Origin of the sequence: Aeromicrobium sp. NPDC092404 (assembly GCF_040684095.1) — a bacterium.
Taxonomy (GTDB): Bacteria; Actinomycetota; Actinomycetes; order Propionibacteriales; family Nocardioidaceae; genus Aeromicrobium.
On the sequence record NZ_JBFBFI010000002.1, the window covers coordinates 767,934 to 785,193 of the forward strand.

A 17,260-nucleotide genomic window follows, 5' to 3' on the forward strand; every position below is an offset into this window, starting at 1 on the left:
GGTGGCCCAGTGGGGTTGTTGTCCACAGGTCGTCAGACGGTCGGACCCTCACGCGGGGTGCGTCGGCATGGTCGGAGAATGCCAGCGCCGACTCCTCTGCCCGCCGACCTCGACGGTCGGGTCTTCAGCATCGCCGAGGCTGCATCACACGGGCTGACCCGTCGGGTTCTCCAGGGCCGTCGATTCGTCATGGTCTACCCCGGCTACTACCGATATGCCGACACCGAGATCGCGTTCGACGCGGCAGTCGAGGCTGCGCTGAAGGTGTTGCCCGACGACGCCGCCCTCAGTCACGTCAGCAACCTGCGGTGGCGGGGTCATGCGATTCGAGCGCCCTACCCGTTGCACTTCGCCACGTCCCGGCCCCTGCGGCGACATCACGAGGACCTCGTACTGCACCGTTACCGGGGTCAGCTCGCCTCGACCTTCGTTCACGGAGTCCCTCTCCTGGATCCCGAACGAACCTTCGTCGACTGCGGCACCATGCTCTCGATCAGGGAGCTGGTGCGTGTGGGCGACTGGCTCGTCGCGCAGAAGCTCACGGATCCGCTGGCCCTCAGGGCGTACGTGCTGACGTCCCACCTGGACGGTGTTCAGCGGGCGCGCCGTGCCGCCGAGCTCGTACGAGAAGGCGTGGAGTCCCCGCGCGAGACTGACGTACGGCTCGCCATCGTCGAGAGTGGACTAGCCGAGCCAGAGCTCAACACCGACATCGTCGACGTTTCCGGTCGCTTCCTCGCACGGGGTGACTTGGTCTACCGCCGATGGAAGGTTCTTGTCGAGTACGACGGATGGCATCACGAGCGGGATGCATGGCAACGGCAGCGTGATCATCTACGGCGCGAAGCGCTCGAGGCAGCAGGATGGCTCGTCGTCGTGGTGACCACGGCCGATATGCAGGCACCCAAGTCTGTTGCCGCGCGGGTCGCTCGAGCCCTCACGTCACGCGGATACCCGAACTGACGACCGAGATTTGGACTCATCTGCACCACGCCGCAGGCACCGGTGGTGCAGCGGAATCCAAATCTTGGGGTTAGCGGGCGCGGCGCTGGAGGCGTTCGAGGTCGAGGATGACCACGCTGCGGGGCTCGAGGCGCAGCCAGCCGCGTGACGCGAAGTCGGCGAGGGCCTTGTTGACGGTCTCGCGGGAGGCGCCGACGAGCTGCGCGAGCTCTTCCTGGGTGAGGTCGTGGTTGACGTGCACGCCGTCATCGGCGCGACGGCCGAACCGCGAGGCCAGGTCGAGGAGGGCCTTGGCGACGCGACCGGGGACGTCGGAGAACACGAGGTCGCCGACGACCTCGTTGGTGCGGCGCAGGCGACCCGCCAGCTGGTTGAGCAGGGCGTGTGCGACGTCGGGATGCGCGTTAAGGACGGGGCTGAGTGCCTCGTGCCCGAGGCTCTTGAGCTCGACATCGGTGACGGCCGTGGCGGTCGCCGAGCGGGGCCCGGGGTCGAAGAACGACAGCTCGCCGAACATCTGGCCGGGGCCGAGGATCGCGAGCAGGTTCTCGCGGCCGTCGGGGGAGGTGCGACCGAGCTTGATCTTGCCCTCGGTGACCACGTAGAGCTGGTTGCCGTCGTCGCCCTCGTTGAACAGGATCTCCCCACGGCGCAGCGAGATCGACGACATCGACGACTCGAGCGCGGCAGCCACCTCGTCATCGAGGCCGGAGAACAGCGGAGCCTGGCGGAGAACGTCGTCGGTCACGGGTCATCCCTATCACTCATGTTGCACGGGTCACAGTGTGTGCACCGATCGCAGTTTCCCACATCGAGACGGTCGATGCCGAATACGCGCCGGTGCAGGTACGCCCGACGGGGCCCGCGGCGGTCCGACCGACCGCCGTTCTGCCCGGCAACCCGTACGCTGGACACCGTGCCGAGCGATGCGACCCGCCCCGAGACGACACTCGTCCGCCGGGCCCGCAAGGTCAACCGCGTCCTCGCCGAGACCTATCCCGACGCCGACTGCGAGCTCGACTTCCGTACGCCGTTCGAGCTGCTGATCGCGACGGTCCTCTCCGCGCAGACCACCGACCGGCGGGTCAACGCGATCACGCCCGCCCTGTTCGCGGCGTTCCCCGACGCCCGCGCCATGGCCGCGGCGGACCGGGCGACGCTCGAGGAGCTCATCCGGCCGACGGGGTTCTTCCGCGCCAAGACCGAGAGCCTCCTGCGGTTGTCGGCCGACCTCGTCGAGCGCCACGACGGCGAGGTCCCGGGCCGTCTCGAGGACCTGGTCAAGCTGCACGGCGTCGGCCGCAAGACCGCCAACGTGGTCCTGGGCAACGCGTTCGGTGTCCCCGGCCTGACGGTCGACACCCACTTCGCCCGGCTCGTACGACGGCTGCAGTGGGTGCCCGAGGAGATCGTCAAGGACCCCGTCAAGACCGAGCACGCGGTCGCCGCAGTGTTCCCGCCCCGGGACTGGACGATGCTGAGCCATCGCCTGATCTGGCACGGCCGTAGGTGCTGCCACGCCAAAAAGCCGGCCTGCGGCGCCTGCCCGATCGCCCACTGGTGCCCGTCGTTCGGCACCGGGCCGACCGACCGCGACGAGGCGGCGGCGCTCATCACGACGCAGGGTCCTGCGTGAGGGCCCGCCTGACCCTGGCCGCAGTCGCGCTCGTCCTCACCGCCTGTGGCGGCCCCGGACCCGACGACGACGAGCCGGTGTTCGGCGGCGACGGACCCGCGCCGACGAGCGACGCCGGGGAGCTCGCCGCCCTCAAGGCGCGAGCCGGCATCGAGGACTGCCCATCCTCGGACGGCGAGCCGCCGGCCGACAAGGCGCTTCCGGACCTGGAGCTGGGCTGCCTCGGCGGCGGTACTCCCGTACGTCTGGCGGGCCTGACGGACACTCCGACGATCATCAACCTCTGGGCCAGCTGGTGCGCGCCGTGCCGCGAGGAGCTGCCGCTGCTGGCCAAGGCGCACCAGGCGTACGGCGACAAGCTCCGCATCATCGGGGTGGACTTCGACGACGCGGCGCCCGACGCGGCGCTCGAGCTCGCCGAGAGGTCGGGGGTGACCTACCCCTTGCTGGTCGACCCGGATGCCGATGCGAAGGCTTCGCTGAAGGTCATCGGTCTGCCGCAGACGGTGTTCGTGGACGCACAGGGAAGAATGGTCGCCACGGAGCGCATCGCGTTCCGTTCGTATGCCGACCTGACGGCTGCGATCGACAAGCACCTGGGGGTGTCGCCGTGAGCTGGGAGCACCTCCCCGAGTGGCTGCGACCCCTGGCCGAGCTCGCCGGGTCCGTCGAGGCCGAGCAGCTGGCGCCCCGGTTCCCGCACGCACCGGCCGATGCCCGCCCGGCGGCGGTGCTGATGCTGTTCGCCGACGGTGACAACGGCCCCGAGCTGCTGCTGACCGAGCGGGCGGCGAGGATGCGCAACCACGCCGGCCAGATCTCGTTCCCCGGCGGCGCGATGGACCCCGAGGACGCCGACGCGGTGGCCACGGCGCTGCGCGAGGCGCAGGAGGAGGTCGGCGTCGACCCCGGCACGGTCGACGTGTTCGGCACCCTGCCGACGTTGTGGCTGCCGCCCAGCAACTTCGCCGTGACCCCCGTCCTCGGCTACTGGCGAGAGCCACGTCCGCTCCTGCCGATCAGCGCCGACGAGGTCGGCGCGATCATCCACCAGCCCATCCGCCGGCTGCTGGACCCGGCCAACCGGTTCAGCGTCGAGCACCCCTCCGGCTGGCGCGGCCCGGCCTTTGAGGTCGGTTCCGGCGTGCCGCTCTGGGGATTCACCGCGGGCGTCGTGTCGCGGCTCTTCGAGCGCCTCGGCTGGGAACAGCCGTGGGACGACAGCGTCACCCGACCCCTCCCGGACTTCTGATGAACTCGCTCGACGTCATCCTCGTCCTGGTCCTGCTGGCGTACGCCGTCTCCGGCTACGTCCAGGGCTTCGTCGTCAACCTCATCGCCACCGTGGGCCTGCTCGTGGCCGGGCTTCTGGCCCTCGCGATCGTGCCCAAGTTCCTGTCCGGCAACAGCGCGACCCTCAGCTCGTCCCTGCTGGCCCTCGGGCTGGTCGTGGGGGCCGCCGCGATCGGGCAGGGCATCGGGACGTACGTCGGCACCGACCTGCGCAACGGACTCAAGTGGAAGCCGTTGCGGTGGGTCGACGCGGTCGGCGGCAGTGCGCTGAGCATGGTCGCGGTGCTGTGCGCCGGCTGGGCGCTGGGCTACTCGGTCAGCGGGACGTCGATCCCTTACCTGTCGACGGCGTCGCGGGACTCGGCCATCCTCGACCAGGTCGACTCGGTCATGCCGTCCCGGGCCACGTCGGTCCTGCGGTCGTTCAACGAGGTGCTCGACGCCAACCTGTTCCCGCGCTACATCGACCCGTTCGCGAGCGAGGACATCAAGCCGGTCGGGCCACCGGATGCTGCGACGCTCGCCAGCGAAGGCGTGCGCAGGGCCTCGGGCAGCGTCGTGAAGATCCTCGGTCAGGCCTCGTGCAACCGTGGCATCGAGGGATCGGGCTTCGCGTACGCCGAGGGTCGGGTGATGACCAACGCCCACGTCGTCGCGGGCGTCGAGAACCCCTCGATCGTGGTCAACGGGCAGCGCACGGGCGCACGGGTCGTGCTGTTCGACCGCAAGCTCGACATCGCGGTGCTGGCGGTCGACGGCACCGACCTGCCCACCCTCGACTTCGACACCAGCGGCGGTGCCGGCGACGAGGCGGCCATCCTCGGCTTCCCCGAGAACGGCCCGTTCGACGCGCGCGCCGCCCGCATCCGCAGCGAGATGCGACTGCGAAGCCCCGACATCTACGACCGTGGCCAGGTCGTCCGCGAGACCTACTCGGTGCGCGGCCTCGTGCGCTCAGGCAACTCCGGCGGTCCGCTGGTCTCCGAGGACGGCGACGTGCTGGGCGTGATCTTCGCGGCGTCGATCACGGACAAGTCCACCGGCTATGCGCTCACCGCTTCACAGGTGGCTGACGACGCCCGGGCCGGGATCGCCGCGACCGCCACGGTCTCGTCGGGAGGATGCGCCTGATGCGCACGACGTTCTCGTTCATCAGTGGCGTCGTCGCGCTGCTGTCGCTCATGGCGGCCGTGCCGTTGCTGTGGCTGTCGACGCACGTCGTCAACGAGGACGGCTACGTCGAGTTCAGCAGCACGCTGGCCAAGGACGCCGAGCTGCAGAGCGCGTTCTCGGCCTACCTCACCGACAAGCTGTCGTCACGCGGGGTCATCCCGCCGGCCTTCAAGGCGCCGGCTGCCGCAGCGCTCACCGCGGCCGTCAAGCGTACGAGCAACGAGGCCGGGTTCGTCGAGGCGTGGGAGGAGACGCAGCGCAGCTCGCACCGCGCCGCGTTCGCCGACCCGATGCCCCAGGTGCTCGGCATCGACGTGAGCCCCATGGCGACCTTCGTCGTCAAGCAGGTCAGTGGCGACCTGCCCGTGGCCCTCGCCGTCCCGGACGGCCTCGTCGTGCCCGTCGTGACGGACTCCGGTGACCGCGAGGCGGTCGACCGGGTCAAGCAGTCGGCCCCCCTCGGTCGCATCGCCGGGATCGTCGCGGTGGCTGGCGCCCTCGCCTGCGTCGGGCTGGCCCGGCGTACGTCCGGCGCCGTCGCGTGGCTCGGCGCCGGGACGCTCGTGGTCGCCGGCCTGCTCTGGCTGGCGAGTGGTCCGGTCACCCAGGAGGTCCTCGACCACACCGAGGCGCCGTCGGAGTTCGCCCGGACGCTGCAGAAGCTCCTGGTGGACCGTGCCGCAGGCTCGCTCGACGCCTGGCTCGTCGTCCTCGCGGTCGCCGGCGTCATCGCGACGGCCGCAGGACTCGTGGGCCGCGGCGTGACCGGCGCGGCCGGGCGGTCGGTCTAGCTCGTGCGCCCCTTGAGCGCGGCCGGGATCTCCTTGGCCGTCGCGATGGTGCGCTCGGGTGCTCGGATCTTCTTCAGCAGCACGATGCCGATGATGATCAACAGCAACGCCAGGACGAAGTAGCCGCCGGCGACGATCAGGAACGCCCACGCTGGGTCGAGGCCCGTCATCGTCAGGAAGTACGCACCCGCGATCGACAGCAGGATGATGATCAGCAGGCCGAAGAACCCGGCGACCAGCAGCATGCCGGCACCGACACCGCCGGCCTTGACGCTGAACTTCAGCTCGCTCTTGGCCAGCTTGATCTCCGACTGCACCAGCGCGGAGATGTCGCGGCTGGCGTCAGCCACCAAGCGGCCAATGGTCGGATCGTCAGCACGGTTCATACCGGCGAGCCTACAAGTGACCCAGGGGATCGCGCAGGTCAGCGTGCCCCGATGGCCACGAGGAGGCTGCCATCGGTCGCGGCCCACAGCAGGCGGCCGACGATGACGGCTCCGAGGAGGGCCAGGCCGAGCGCGAGGTCCGCGCTGATCCGGCGGCTCGCCGGGCTCGGCTGCTCCGCGATGGTGGAGACGCCGCGCTGATCGGTGCTGGTGGTCGTCGTGGTGTCCATGCCGACGACAATTCCCCGCCAACATGAGATCAAACTGAACACCGGCCGTCTGCCGCCTGTCAGCGTGGCGAACCCCACATCGCGGTGGCCTAGTCCTCGTCCTTCGCGGTCTTCATGCCGGCGGTGATCTTGTCCATGATCCCGGTGTCGGCCAGGGTCGTGGCGTCGCCGACCTCGCGGTTCTCGGCGACGTCGCGCAGCAGCCGGCGCATGATCTTGCCCGAGCGGGTCTTGGGCAGCTCCGGGACGATCATGATCTGGCGGGGCTTGGCGATCGCGCCGATCTCCTTGGCGACGTGGGTGCGCAGCTCGGCGACGATCTCCTCGCCGCCGTCGCCGGCGGACTCCCGCAGGATGACGAATGCGACGACGGCCTGGCCGGTGGTCTCGTCGGTGGCGCCGACGACGGCCGCCTCGGCGACCTTCGGGTGCGACACCAAGGCCGACTCGATCTCGGTCGTGGAGAGCCGGTGGCCCGAGACGTTCATGACGTCGTCGACGCGGCCGAGCAGCCAGATGGCCCCGTCGTCGTCCTTGCGGGCCCCGTCGCCGGCGAAGTAGTACCGCGGCCAGCGCGACCAGTAGGTCTCCTTGTAGCGGTCGTCGTCACCCCAGATCGTGCGCAGCATCGACGGCCACGGCTCGGTGATGACGAGGTAGCCGCCCTCGCCGTTGTCGACGGGCTTGCCGGCATCGTCGACGACCTCCGCGGCGATGCCGGGGATCGCGGTCATCGCGGAGCCGGGCTTGCCCTTGGTGACGCCGGGCAACGGGCTGATCATGTGCGCACCGGTCTCGGTCTGCCACCAGGTGTCGACGATCGGGGTGCGGCCGCCGCCGATGTTCTCGCGGTACCAGACGTACGCCTCGGGGTTGATCGACTCACCGACCGAGCCGAGGATGCGCAGCGACGACAGGTCGTGCTCGGCGGGGATCTGCTCGCCCCACTTCATGAACGTACGGATCGCAGTCGGCGCCGTGTAGAACAGCGAGACCTTGTACTTCTCGATGATCTCCCACCAGCGACCCTTGTGCGGGGTGTCCGGCGTGCCCTCGTACATGACCTGGGTCGCGCCGTTGGCCAGCGGTCCGTAGACGATGTAGGAGTGCCCGGTGACCCAGCCGACGTCGGCGGTGCACCAGAAGACGTCGTCGGGCTTGTAGTCGAAGACGCCCCAGAACGTGTAGGCCGACTGCACGAGGTAGCCGCCGGTCGTGTGCAGGATGCCCTTGGGCTTGCCGGTCGTGCCGGACGTGTACATGACGTAGAGCGGGTGCTCGGAGTCGAACATCTCGGGGGTGTGGTCGGTCGACGCCGAGTCGACGACGTCGTGCCACCACACGTCGCGGCCCTCGGTCCACTCGACCTCCTGGCCCGTGCGGCGCACGACCAGCACGCCCGTCACGTCGGGACACTTGGTCAGTGCCTCGTCGACGGCAGGCTTGAGCGCCGACGGAGCGCCCCGGCGGTAGCCGCCGTCGGCGGTGATGACGACCTTGGCCTCGCAGTCGAGGATGCGCGACGACAGCGCGTCGGCCGAGAAGCCGCCGAACACCACGGTGTGCGGGGCGCCGAGGCGCGCACACGCGAGCATCGCGATGACGGCCTCGGGGATCATCGGCATGTAGATCGCGATGCGGTCGCCGGTCTGCACGCCCAGCTCGATCAACGCGTTGGCGGCCTGGGACACCAGGTCCTTGAGCTCGGCGTAGGTGATGTCGCGCGTGTCGTCGTCGGGCTCGCCGACGAAGTGCAGGGCGATCTTGTCGCCATTGCCGGCCTCGACGTGCCGGTCGACACAGTTGTAGGACGCGTTGAGCGTGCCGCCGACGAACCACTTGGCGAACGGCGGGTTGGACCAGTCGAGCACCTCGGTGAACGGCGTGCCCCAGTCGAGCCGGTCGGCCTGCTCGCCCCAGAACGCGACCCGGTCGGCAGCAGCCTGGTCGTAGACCTCCGCCTTGACGTTCGCGTCGGCGGCCAGGTCGGCCGGCGGCTCGAACACGCGGTCCTCGTGGGACAGGTTGCTGATGTTCTGCTCGGTCACGATGTGCTCCTCGTCCAGGGGTTCTTCTCTGATTGTGGCGCAGCCCACAAGGGGCCACGCAGGGGGTACGCCTGCCTCACCCCGACCCGGCGATGGGCCGAGCGGAGCGAGGCAGGCGCCCGGGCGAAGCCCGGCAGCTGCGAGGTACGAGCAGCTGGTGCGGCGGAGCCGCGGGCCCTACTTCTCGGAGCCTGCTCCGGTCATCGACCGGACGTCGAGCTCCACGTAGCGCGCCTCGGCATCGGCGTCCCGGGCCGTGATGGTGCCCAACCAGCCGCAGAAGAACCCGAACGGGATCGAGATGATGCCCGGGTTGGCCAGCGGGAACCAGCTGAAGTCGCTGCCGGTGATCATGGCGGTCTCCGAGCCCGAGACGACGGGGGAGAAGATCACCAGGCCGACGCACGAGATCAGGCCGCCGTAGATGCTCCACACCGCGCCGCGCGTGTTGAAGCGGCGCCAAAAGAGGTTGTAGAGCAGCGCCGGCAGGTTCGCCGAGGCCGCGACCGCGAAGGCCAACGCCACCAGGAAGGCGATGTTGAGCTTCTGGGCCGGGATCGACAGCGCGATCGCCACACCACCGATCACGAACGCCGCGATGCGGGCGACCTTGACCTCCTGCTTCTCGGTGACCTTGCCGTCCTTCCACACGTTGGCGTAGAGGTCGTGGGCCACGGACGACGCCGAGGTCAGCGTCAGGCCGGCGACCACGGCGAGGATCGTCGCGAAGGCGACAGCCGAGATCAACGCCAGCAAGATGGCGCCGCCGGTGGACCCGGACCCACCGCCGACGGCTTCTGCCAGCAACGGTGAGGCGAGGTTGCCGCCGGAGTCGGCGATGTCCTGCTTCTTGTCGCCCTTGACGAGCGCCGCAGCACCGAAGCCGAGCACCAGGGTCATCAGGTAGAACGAGCCGATGAGGCCGATCGCCCACAGCACCGACTTGCGTGCCTGCCGGGCCGTCGGGACGGTGTAGAACCGGATCAGGATGTGCGGCAGACCCGCGGTGCCGAGCACGAGGGCCAGGCCGAGCGAGATGAAGTCGATCTTGGCCTCGGTCGACACGCCGTACTTCAGGCCGGGCTCGAGGAACGCCTTGCCGGCGCCGCTCTCCTCGGCCGCGCTGCCGAGCATGTCGCTGATGTTGAAGTTGAACTTCGCCAGCACCAGGACCGTGATGAGGATCGTCCCGCCCATCAGCAGGATCGCCTTGACGATCTGCACCCAGGTCGTGCCCTTCATGCCGCCGACGACGACGTAGAAGATCATCAGGACGCCGACACCGGCGATCGTCAGGTTCTTGGCGGTCTCGCTGTCGACACCCAGCAGCAGCGCGACGAGCGCGCCGGCGCCGACCATCTGGGCCAGCAGGTAGAAGATCGACACGACGACGGTCGACGTCGCCGCGGCGGTCCGCACCGGCCGCTGCCGCATGCGGAACGCCAGCTGGTCGGCCATCGTGAAGCGGCCCGAGTTGCGCAGCAGCTCGGCGACCAGCAGCAGGGCGACGAGCCACGCGACCAGGAAGCCGATGGAGTACAGGAAGCCGTCGTAGCCCGACAGGGCGATCGCACCCGAGATGCCGAGGAACGACGCGGCTGACATGTAGTCGCCGGCGACCGCGAACCCGTTCTGGGCGCCGGAGAAGCTTCGGCCACCGGCGTAGTAGTCGGCGGCGGTCTTGTTGTTGCGGCTGGCCCAGAACGTGATCGCGACGGTGATCAGGACGATCAGGACGAACAGCGAACCGGTGAGCATCTGGTTGCTGTCGTCGTCGGTGGCGGCGCGCAGGATGGTGGCTGTCGTGCTCATCGCTCGATCTCCGTCTCGTACTCGTCGCGCAGGCTGTCGGCGATGGGGTCCATGCGGCGGGCGGCGAACTTGGCGTACCAGATCGAGATGCCGAACGTCGTGACGAACTGCAGCAGGCCGAAGACGAGGGCCACGTTGATGTTGCCGAACAGGACGTGCCCCATGAAGTCGCCGGCGTAGTTCGACATCAGCACGTACAGCAGGTACCAGGCCATGAAGGCGACGGTCAGCGGTACGACGAAGCGCAGGTAGGAACGCTTCAGCTCCGCGAACTCATCCGTCGCATGAATGCGTTGATAGGCCGCTTGGGCCTCGGGCGAGATTCTCTCGGCCACCGGGGATCACCTCTTCTGTGAAGGCAGGACGGCACAGGGATGTGTCCGCCCCCCGAACCTAGGTAGCTCGAATCCTGTGAGCCAGATCACGGGGCGGGGCGTGCGGTGGAGGCCGACGGCCGTGCGGCCTGCGGTCGACGGCGTACGACGAACGGTTGCCCGGACGCGACGAACGGTCGGGTCAGAAGCGGCGATCCACGTCCAGTCGCTCCGGCGTGTGGAGCCGGACCATGGTCCGGGAGACGTTCGGCGGGATGTCGGCGCGGGTGACGAGCGAGGTCCCGATCATCAGCGCGAAGCCGATCGGCACGGACCACGCGGCCGGCTGGCTCATGATGACGCCGAACCAGCCGTCGGGGCGCACCGCGATGGTGATGACGGCCGCGGTCCCGGCGCTCAGACCACCGCCGACGAGCCCGGCGATCGCCCCGCGAGCCGTCAGGCGACGCCACCAGATGCCCAGCACCAGCAGGGGGCAGAACGTGGACGCGGCGAGGGCGAACGCGAACGTCACGGAGCTCGCGACCGCGATGCGCTCGGCCGACAGCGCCAGGACCAGCGGGACGACCACGCAGGCGGCAGCCGCGATGCGCAGGGCCGTGATCGTCGAGATCCGACCCCGCGCGAGACCTTGACCGACGACCCCGGCGACCGACATCGTCAGCCCGGAGGAGGTCGAGAGGAACGCGGCGAAGGCGCCGGCCGTGAGCAGTGCCGCCAGCAGCTCGCCCGTGCTGCCGCCGATGACCCGCGACGGCAGCTCGAGCACCACGGTGTCGGCCTGCCCGGAGTCCAGCAGGTCGCGGGCGTAGATCCGGCCGAGGACGCCGTAGATCGTCGGCAGCAGGTAGAACGTGCCCAGCAGCGCGAGCACGATCAAGGTCGTGCGACGGGCGGCGTGCCCGTCGGGGTTGGTGTAGAACCGCACCACCACGTGCGGCAGCCCCATCGTGCCGAGGAACGTCGCGATCATGACGGAGTAGGTCAGGTAGAGGCCGGGACCGTCGGCCTGGCTGAACGGCTCGAACCACTCCTCCGGCGCGACGGGGGAGGGCCGGCCGTCGACGCGCCACGCGTGGAGCAGGAAGAACACCGGGATCAGCAGGGCCGTCAGCTTGAGCCAGTACTGGAACGCCTGGACGAAGGTGATGCTGCGCATGCCCCCGGACACGACGTTGACCACCACGATGACGGCCACGACGACGGTGCCGACCCAGGTGGGCGCACCCGTGACCGTACGCAGCGTGAGCCCGGCACCCTGGAACTGCGGCATGAGGTAGAGCCACCCCACGGCGACGACCAGGGCGCTGGCGACCGTGCGGACGCCCGTCGACTGCAGGCGTACCTGGGCGAAGTCGGGGATCGTGTAGGCCCCGGAGCGCCGCAGCGGCGCCGCCACGAACACCAGCAGCAACAGGTAGCCCGTGGTCCAGCCGATGGGGTACCAGAGCATGTCGGCGCCGTGGGTCAGCACCAGGCCGGCGACGCCCAGGAACGAGGCCGCCGAGAGGTACTCGCCTCCGATGGCCGAGCTGTTCCACACCGGGCTGACCGAGCGTGAGGCGACGTAGAAGTCGCTGGTCGTCCGGCTCATCCGCAGCCCGAAGGCGCCGATCCCGAGCGTGGCGATCGCCACCAGCGCGACCGCGACGACGCCGTACGTGCTGTTCATGGGCTGTCCGGGCGCTCGGGCTCGACCAGCTCGGTGAAGTCGCGCTCGGCGCGCTCGACCTGCCGGATGTAGACCCAGCCCAGCGCGAACAGCCCTGGATAGACCAGGACGCCGAGGATCAGCCACGGCACGGGCACGCCGAGGACGTGCATCTCCGTGACGCTGTCGAAGGCCAGGAACAGCAGCGGCAGGGCACCGATCGACAGCATGAGGGTGGCGGCGACCGTCAGTGCCGCGCGCAGCTGGGCTCGGATCAGCGAACGCATGTAGACCTCGCCGATGCCGGTCGACTCGTCGATCTCCTGACGGATGCTCCGCCGGACGTGTGCCGGTGCCGTCGTCAACGGGTTGGTGACCCGGACACGCTCGGTGTGCTCCTCCGTCACAGCGCCCGCTCGTGGATCAGCTCGCGCAGGGCACGGGCGTGGCGACGGGCGACCTGGATCTCCACGAGCTCGTCACCGACCGGTACCAGCACGCTGGACCGGCCGGACTGGACCCGCAGCTCGCGCAGGTGGGCGAGGTTGACGACGTGGCTGCGGTGGACGCGGGCGAACCCGGCCTCCTCCCACTCCTCGGCCAGTGTCGTGAGGGGGGTGCGGATGAGGTGGCTGCCGCCGTCGACGACGTGCAGGCGGACGTAGTCGCCCTGCGCCTCGACGTACGACACCGACGCGCGGGACACGAACCGGGTGACGCCGCCCAGCTCGACCGCGATCCGGTCATCGCTCGCGACCGGCGTCGAGTCGGCGTCGGCGCACGCGCGACGGACGCTCTCGCGCAGGCGCTCCTCGCGGATCGGCTTGAGCAGGTAGTCGACGGCGTTCATCTCGAACGCCTCGACCGCGTGGGCGTCGTGGGCCGTCACGAACACGATGCGCGGCGGGGTGCGGAACCGGCCGAGCAGGCGGGCGATCTCGAGCCCACTCAGTCCCGGCATCGCGACGTCGAGGAACACCAGCTCGATGTCGCCCTCGTCGAGCACCCGCAGCGCCTCGGCGCCCGAGCGAGCCGCGCGCACGGAGGCGATGCGGTCGTCGCGGCCGAGCAGCCACACGAGCTCGTCGAGCACGGGCTGCTCGTCGTCCACGACCAAGGCGCGCAGGGCCCGCGGGGGAACACTCGCCTGGCGCTCGATCATGCCGTGATCATGCCGAGATGTCCGGCGCCCCACAACCGCCGCGTCATGCGGGCTCCCGGTCGGGTTGGAACTTCGGCAGCCTGACCGTCACCTTGGTGCCGTGCCCGGGGGCGGTCTCGACGACGATGCCGTACTCGTCGCCGTAGACCGTGCGAAGCCGCTCGTCGACGTTGGCGAGTCCCACCGAGGCGCTCGTCGTGTGGCCCGCAAGCGCGTCCCGCACCGTCTCGGGGTCGACGCCGACACCGTCGTCCTCGATCGTGATGACGCACTCGACGCCCTCGTCGAGCGCCACGACCGTGACGGTCCCGTCGCCGTCCTTGGCCTCGAGGCCGTGACGCACGGCGTTCTCGACGAGCGGCTGGATGGCGAGGAACGGCAGCGTCACGCTCAGCACCTCCGGCGCGACCCGCGTGACGACCCGCAGCCGGTCGCCGAAGCGGGCCTTCTCCAGCACGAGGTAGCGCTCGATCGAGCGGAGCTCCTCGGCGAGGGTCGTGAACTCCCCGTGCTCGCGGAACGAGTAGCGGGTGAAGTCGGCGAACTCCAGCAGCAGCTCGCGCGCCCGCTCGGGGTCCGTACGCACGAACGAGGCGATCGCCCCGAGGGAGTTGTAGATGAAGTGCGGGGAGATCTGCGCCCGCAGGGCCCGCAGCTCGGCCTCCATCAGCGCCGTGCGGGATTCGGACAGCTCGGCCAGGTCGAGCTGGCTCGACATCCACCGAGCGACCTCGGTGGTCGCGCGCGCCAGGCCGGCCGACGCCTCCTCGGTGACGACCGAGATGCTGCCGACGACCCGTCCTTCCACCGACAGTGGCGCGACGATCGCGCGGTCGGAGGCCTGGGTCCGGCCGCTGGCCAACGCGTCGGCCGTGAGCTCGGCGACCTCGGGGGCGTCGCCGGCCAGCCGCCCGTGCAGGTCGGTGATGGCCACGGCGTGCTGGCCCAGGAGCGTGCGCACGTGGGGCAGCGCGAGTGCCGCGCTCTCCGCGTCTAGCCCCCGGCGGAGGGCGGGCGCGGCCTGCGAGGCGGTGTGCAGCGTCTCGTAGGTCGCCCGGTCGGCGGGAGAACCCAGGACGCGTCGGCGTGTCAGGAGCCGCCACCGGACGAACACCGCGGACGCGACCAGCGCGGCGATGACGATCGCGGCCGTCCTGATGTTGTCCATCCCGGGACGCTACCGCGAGGACGCCCTCAGTCGTCGTCCCCGATGCCGCGTGCGTGCAGCGCGGCCCCCGTCTCGTACGCGTGCGCGACGGTGCGGATCGCCATCGGGACCAGCAGGGCCCGGGGGCTGCGCTCGAGCCCGCGGGCCTTGGCGGCGGCGCGGGTCTCGTGGCCGATCTCGAGGATTCCGGGAATCGCTCGGATCATGAGCGAGAACGCCAGGGCCACGCGCTGTGGCTTGACCCCGATCCTCCGGTACGGCCCCAGGCCCCGGGTGATGGCGTCGAGCATCGCGTCGATCGAGGTGGTGGCGGTGAAGACCAAGGCGGCGACCACCGAGGCGAGCAGGCCGGCCACGACGTGGATGGCGGTCGTCCAGCCCTGCTGCCAGACCTGGAAGGCCGTGACGACGGCGATGACGAGCAGCAGGGGTCGCAGGGCCCGGAGCATGGTGCGGACGGGAAGACGGACCCAGACGACGAGCAGGAGCGAGACCGCGAGCAGCACCAGCGTCCCCCAAGGCCGGAACGGCGCCACGACGGTCGCCACTCCGAAGAGGGCCAGCAGCCCGAGCTTCGGCCCGGCCGGGATCCGGTGCAGCACGGTCGTGCCCGGGCGGTAGCCGCCGACGAGCAGGTGGCTCATCCGTCGACCAGCGCTCGGTAGGACGCGACCGCCTCCTGCGGATCGCCGTCGAAGACGACTCGCGCGTCGTCGATCACGAGCGCACGGTCGCAGCGCAGCGCCAGGTCGAGGTCGTGCGTCACGAGGACGAGCTGTTGCCGCAGCGTGAAGAGCTGGTCGGCGACGAGGCGGGTGTTGCGCAGGTCCAGCAGCGTCGTGGGCTCGTCGGCGACGAGGACCTCCGGGTCCGTGGCGAGCACCCCGGCCAGGGCCAGGAGCTGCTTCTGCCCGCCGGACAATGCGTGGACCGTCGTGTCGGCCTTGTCGCCGAGACCGATGCCGTCGAGGATCTCGCGGGCGCGCGCCAGGCGGGTCCTCTTGTCCTTGATCGTCCGCCGCAGCGACAGCGCGATGTCCTCGACGCACGTCGGCATGACGAGCTGCGCGTCAGGGTTGGTGAACACGAACCCGACGTTCCGGCGTACGGCCGCGCCGTCCTCGACGGTGTCGAGACCGTTGATCGTGACCGTCCCGCTGCTCGGCTCGACCAGGCCGTTGAGCAGCCGCGCGAAGGTCGACTTGCCCGAGCCGTTGCCGCCGATCAGGGCGATCCGCGACTCGCCGAGCTCGAGGCTCGTCGGGTGCAGAAGGGTGAGGTCGCCGCCAGGGGTGGTGACCCTGACGGCGACCTCGTCCAACCGGATCGCGGGCGCCACGCTCAGCGCTTGGCGACGAGCTGGGGGAACGCGCGGTGCACCGCGGCCGCGACGATCGCCGCGAACACGCCCTTGAGGATGTCGAAGAGGAAGAACGGTGTCGCGTAGGCCCAGGCCGCGGCGAAGTCGACGTCGAGCTTGATCGACATGCCGATGGTCCCGAGGACGCCGACCACGGCGACCGTGAGTATGGCCGCGACGACCGACAGGACGACCGCGATGGCGGCCGGGTTGCGACGCGCGACGGCGCTGGCGGCGAGGCCGACGAGGAATGCCGCGATGGGGAACGCGACGAGGTAGCCCGCCGACGCCCCGGTCCACACCGACGGACCGCCTTGCTGGCCGGCGAAGATCGGCACGCCGGCCGTGCCGACGGCGAGGTAGAGCAGGACGGCCAGCGCGCCGCGGGACGCCCCGAGGACACCGGCGGTCAGGAAGATGCCGAACATCTGCAGCGTGAACTCGACGCCCGAGGCGTTCGTGCCGAGGGCCGGCATGATGGCGCAGACGGCGATGAACGCGGCGAAGGTCGCGATGAGCGCGAGGTCGGTGGTCGACACGGCCTTGCTGCGCGACGTGGTGGTGCTGGTCATGGGCTGCTCCTGACGACGTTCCTGAACGGTGCTCAGGTGAACGGCGTTCAGGTTAGCGTATATGCTGACGGCACTGTCAATCCAGCCCGGAGGTCACGCGTGCGCTATCGCCGCTCGGACATCGTCGAGCGCGCTGTCGGGATCCTCGACACGTACGGGCTCCCGGACATGTCGATGCGCCGGATCGCTGCCGAGCTGGGGCTCCAGCCGAGCGCGCTCTACCACCACTTCGCCAACAAGCAGGTGCTGCTGGCGGCGGTGGCCGACGAGCTGTTGGCACGTGGCGCCCGCCCCCTGCCCGACGACGCGACCTGGGACGAGCAGGTCCTGGCGGCGAGCCGCGAGCTTCGCGACGCGATGCTGGCCTATCGCGACGGCGCCGAGCTGATCGCCACGGTCCACGCGTTCGGCCTCGGCGCGCTCTCGCTCAACGGCCGTCTCGCCGCTGCGATCTCGACAGGTGGCTTCGACGCCGCGTTCGCCCGGTCGGCCGCGACGACGATCCTCTACTTCGTCTTCGGTCACGCCTCGGACGAGCAGACCCACCTGCAGGCGGGCAGCGCCGGCGCGATCGACGACGAGCCGTACGCCCGGGCCGGCGCCGACTCGTTCGAGCTGGGGCTGACCCTGATCCTCGACGGCATCCGCCAACGCCTGCCCGCCCGAGCAACGGGCTGACC

General features: G+C 70.1%; 20 protein-coding genes. 7 read left to right on the forward strand and 13 right to left on the reverse strand.

Features of this window, described 5'->3' with window-relative positions; translation table 11 throughout:
- Positions 1-78: 78 nt before the first annotated feature.
- On the forward strand, positions 79-963 hold the full coding sequence (locus tag AB0N22_RS14325; protein ID WP_364641423.1) for a DUF559 domain-containing protein: 885 nt from the start codon (positions 79-81) through the stop codon (positions 961-963).
- A 70-nt stretch (positions 964-1,033) separates the two neighbouring features.
- On the opposite strand, the gene AB0N22_RS14330 is transcribed toward AB0N22_RS14325, so the two are convergent.
- Positions 1,034-1,711 carry a Crp/Fnr family transcriptional regulator gene (locus tag AB0N22_RS14330; protein WP_364641426.1) on the reverse strand — a complete coding sequence of 226 codons (678 nt, stop codon included), beginning with the start codon at positions 1,709-1,711 and terminating at the stop codon, positions 1,034-1,036.
- A 168-nt stretch (positions 1,712-1,879) separates the two neighbouring features.
- Between AB0N22_RS14330 and nth the strand changes: the two genes are divergently transcribed.
- Genes nth through AB0N22_RS14355 form a run of 5 tightly spaced genes read left to right on the forward strand, consistent with a single transcriptional unit; the run spans position 1,880 to position 5,856 of the window.
- Complete coding sequence (nth, locus tag AB0N22_RS14335; protein ID WP_364641429.1) at positions 1,880-2,599, forward strand: endonuclease III; 720 nt, start codon at positions 1,880-1,882, stop codon at positions 2,597-2,599.
- Entirely contained in the window at positions 2,596-3,213 is a 618-nt protein-coding gene (locus tag AB0N22_RS14340) for a TlpA disulfide reductase family protein (RefSeq protein WP_364641431.1), read from the forward strand. The genes nth and AB0N22_RS14340 overlap by 4 nt, the downstream gene beginning before the upstream one ends.
- A complete protein-coding gene (locus AB0N22_RS14345) occupies positions 3,210-3,851 on the forward strand; it encodes a CoA pyrophosphatase (protein ID WP_364641434.1) in 642 nt (213 codons plus the stop codon). The genes AB0N22_RS14340 and AB0N22_RS14345 overlap by 4 nt, the downstream gene beginning before the upstream one ends.
- The gene (locus AB0N22_RS14350; protein WP_364641437.1) at positions 3,851-5,023 is read left to right on the forward strand and encodes a MarP family serine protease; all 1,173 of its coding nucleotides are present in this window, start codon (positions 3,851-3,853) and stop codon (positions 5,021-5,023) included. Before AB0N22_RS14345 ends, AB0N22_RS14350 begins: the two co-directional genes overlap by 1 nt.
- Entirely contained in the window at positions 5,023-5,856 is an 834-nt protein-coding gene (locus tag AB0N22_RS14355; protein ID WP_364641440.1) for a hypothetical protein, read from the forward strand. The genes AB0N22_RS14350 and AB0N22_RS14355 overlap by 1 nt, the downstream gene beginning before the upstream one ends.
- Here the strand turns inward: AB0N22_RS14355 and AB0N22_RS14360 are convergent.
- The 12 genes from AB0N22_RS14360 to AB0N22_RS14415 all read right to left on the reverse strand — a co-directional run bounded on the left by AB0N22_RS14360 (position 5,853) and on the right by AB0N22_RS14415 (position 16,580).
- A complete protein-coding gene (locus AB0N22_RS14360) occupies positions 5,853-6,242 on the reverse strand; it encodes a phage holin family protein (protein ID WP_364641442.1) in 390 nt (129 codons plus the stop codon). The genes AB0N22_RS14355 and AB0N22_RS14360 overlap by 4 nt on opposite strands.
- Before the next feature lie 38 nt (positions 6,243-6,280).
- Positions 6,281-6,472: a hypothetical protein gene (locus tag AB0N22_RS14365; protein WP_364641445.1), complete on the reverse strand. Its 192-nt coding sequence runs from the start codon at positions 6,470-6,472 to the stop codon at positions 6,281-6,283.
- 89 nt (positions 6,473-6,561) lie between these two features.
- Positions 6,562-8,520 (reverse strand): acetate--CoA ligase, encoded by a 1,959-nt coding sequence (gene acs / locus AB0N22_RS14370; RefSeq protein WP_364641448.1) that lies wholly within the window; start codon positions 8,518-8,520, stop codon positions 6,562-6,564.
- Positions 8,521-8,697: 177 nt separating this feature from the next.
- Complete coding sequence (locus tag AB0N22_RS14375; RefSeq protein ID WP_364641451.1) at positions 8,698-10,332, reverse strand: cation acetate symporter; 1,635 nt, start codon at positions 10,330-10,332, stop codon at positions 8,698-8,700.
- Positions 10,329-10,667: a DUF485 domain-containing protein gene (locus AB0N22_RS14380; RefSeq protein ID WP_364641454.1), complete on the reverse strand. Its 339-nt coding sequence runs from the start codon at positions 10,665-10,667 to the stop codon at positions 10,329-10,331. The genes AB0N22_RS14375 and AB0N22_RS14380 overlap by 4 nt, the downstream gene beginning before the upstream one ends.
- A 181-nt stretch (positions 10,668-10,848) precedes the next feature.
- Positions 10,849-12,339, reverse strand: coding sequence for a cation acetate symporter (locus AB0N22_RS14385; RefSeq protein ID WP_364641457.1), 1,491 nt, complete (start codon positions 12,337-12,339; stop codon positions 10,849-10,851).
- Positions 12,336-12,725: a hypothetical protein gene (locus AB0N22_RS14390; protein ID WP_364641460.1), complete on the reverse strand. Its 390-nt coding sequence runs from the start codon at positions 12,723-12,725 to the stop codon at positions 12,336-12,338. Before AB0N22_RS14390 ends, AB0N22_RS14385 begins: the two co-directional genes overlap by 4 nt.
- Positions 12,722-13,480: a LytTR family DNA-binding domain-containing protein gene (locus AB0N22_RS14395; protein WP_364641463.1), complete on the reverse strand. Its 759-nt coding sequence runs from the start codon at positions 13,478-13,480 to the stop codon at positions 12,722-12,724. Before AB0N22_RS14395 ends, AB0N22_RS14390 begins: the two co-directional genes overlap by 4 nt.
- 43 nt (positions 13,481-13,523) lie before the next feature.
- Positions 13,524-14,648, reverse strand: a complete 1,125-nt coding sequence (locus AB0N22_RS14400) for a histidine kinase (RefSeq protein WP_364641466.1) — start codon at positions 14,646-14,648, stop codon at positions 13,524-13,526.
- A 26-nt stretch (positions 14,649-14,674) separates the two neighbouring features.
- Complete coding sequence (locus tag AB0N22_RS14405) at positions 14,675-15,292, reverse strand: energy-coupling factor transporter transmembrane component T (protein WP_364641469.1); 618 nt, start codon at positions 15,290-15,292, stop codon at positions 14,675-14,677.
- A complete protein-coding gene (locus tag AB0N22_RS14410) occupies positions 15,289-15,987 on the reverse strand; it encodes an ABC transporter ATP-binding protein (protein WP_364641472.1) in 699 nt (232 codons plus the stop codon). The genes AB0N22_RS14405 and AB0N22_RS14410 overlap by 4 nt, the downstream gene beginning before the upstream one ends.
- 2 nt (positions 15,988-15,989) lie before the next feature.
- Entirely contained in the window at positions 15,990-16,580 is a 591-nt protein-coding gene (locus tag AB0N22_RS14415; RefSeq protein ID WP_364641475.1) for a biotin transporter BioY, read from the reverse strand.
- Positions 16,581-16,679: 99 nt separating this feature from the next.
- On the opposite strand from AB0N22_RS14415, the gene AB0N22_RS14420 reads away from it, so the two are divergent.
- Positions 16,680-17,258 (forward strand): TetR/AcrR family transcriptional regulator C-terminal domain-containing protein, encoded by a 579-nt coding sequence (locus AB0N22_RS14420; RefSeq protein WP_364641478.1) that lies wholly within the window; start codon positions 16,680-16,682, stop codon positions 17,256-17,258.
- Positions 17,259-17,260: the final 2 nt, after the last annotated feature.

Excerpts from the sequence above, each read along its gene's own strand:
- AB0N22_RS14385 (WP_364641457.1), bottom strand. The coding sequence starts at position 12,339 with ATGAACAGCACGTACGGCGTCGTCGCGGTCGCGCTGGTGGCGATCGCC.
- AB0N22_RS14365 (WP_364641445.1), bottom strand. The coding sequence starts at position 6,472 with ATGGACACCACGACGACCACCAGCACCGATCAGCGCGGCGTCTCCACC.
- AB0N22_RS14395 (WP_364641463.1), bottom strand. The coding sequence starts at position 13,480 with ATGATCGAGCGCCAGGCGAGTGTTCCCCCGCGGGCCCTGCGCGCCTTG.
- AB0N22_RS14350 (WP_364641437.1), top strand. The coding sequence starts at position 3,851 with ATGAACTCGCTCGACGTCATCCTCGTCCTGGTCCTGCTGGCGTACGCC.
- AB0N22_RS14375 (WP_364641451.1), bottom strand. The coding sequence starts at position 10,332 with ATGAGCACGACAGCCACCATCCTGCGCGCCGCCACCGACGACGACAGC.
- AB0N22_RS14400 (WP_364641466.1), bottom strand. The coding sequence starts at position 14,648 with ATGGACAACATCAGGACGGCCGCGATCGTCATCGCCGCGCTGGTCGCG.
- AB0N22_RS14360 (WP_364641442.1), bottom strand. The coding sequence starts at position 6,242 with ATGAACCGTGCTGACGATCCGACCATTGGCCGCTTGGTGGCTGACGCC.
- AB0N22_RS14405 (WP_364641469.1), bottom strand. The coding sequence starts at position 15,292 with ATGAGCCACCTGCTCGTCGGCGGCTACCGCCCGGGCACGACCGTGCTG.
- AB0N22_RS14325 (WP_364641423.1), top strand. The coding sequence starts at position 79 with ATGCCAGCGCCGACTCCTCTGCCCGCCGACCTCGACGGTCGGGTCTTC.
- AB0N22_RS14415 (WP_364641475.1), bottom strand. The coding sequence starts at position 16,580 with ATGACCAGCACCACCACGTCGCGCAGCAAGGCCGTGTCGACCACCGAC.
- AB0N22_RS14355 (WP_364641440.1), top strand. The coding sequence starts at position 5,023 with ATGCGCACGACGTTCTCGTTCATCAGTGGCGTCGTCGCGCTGCTGTCG.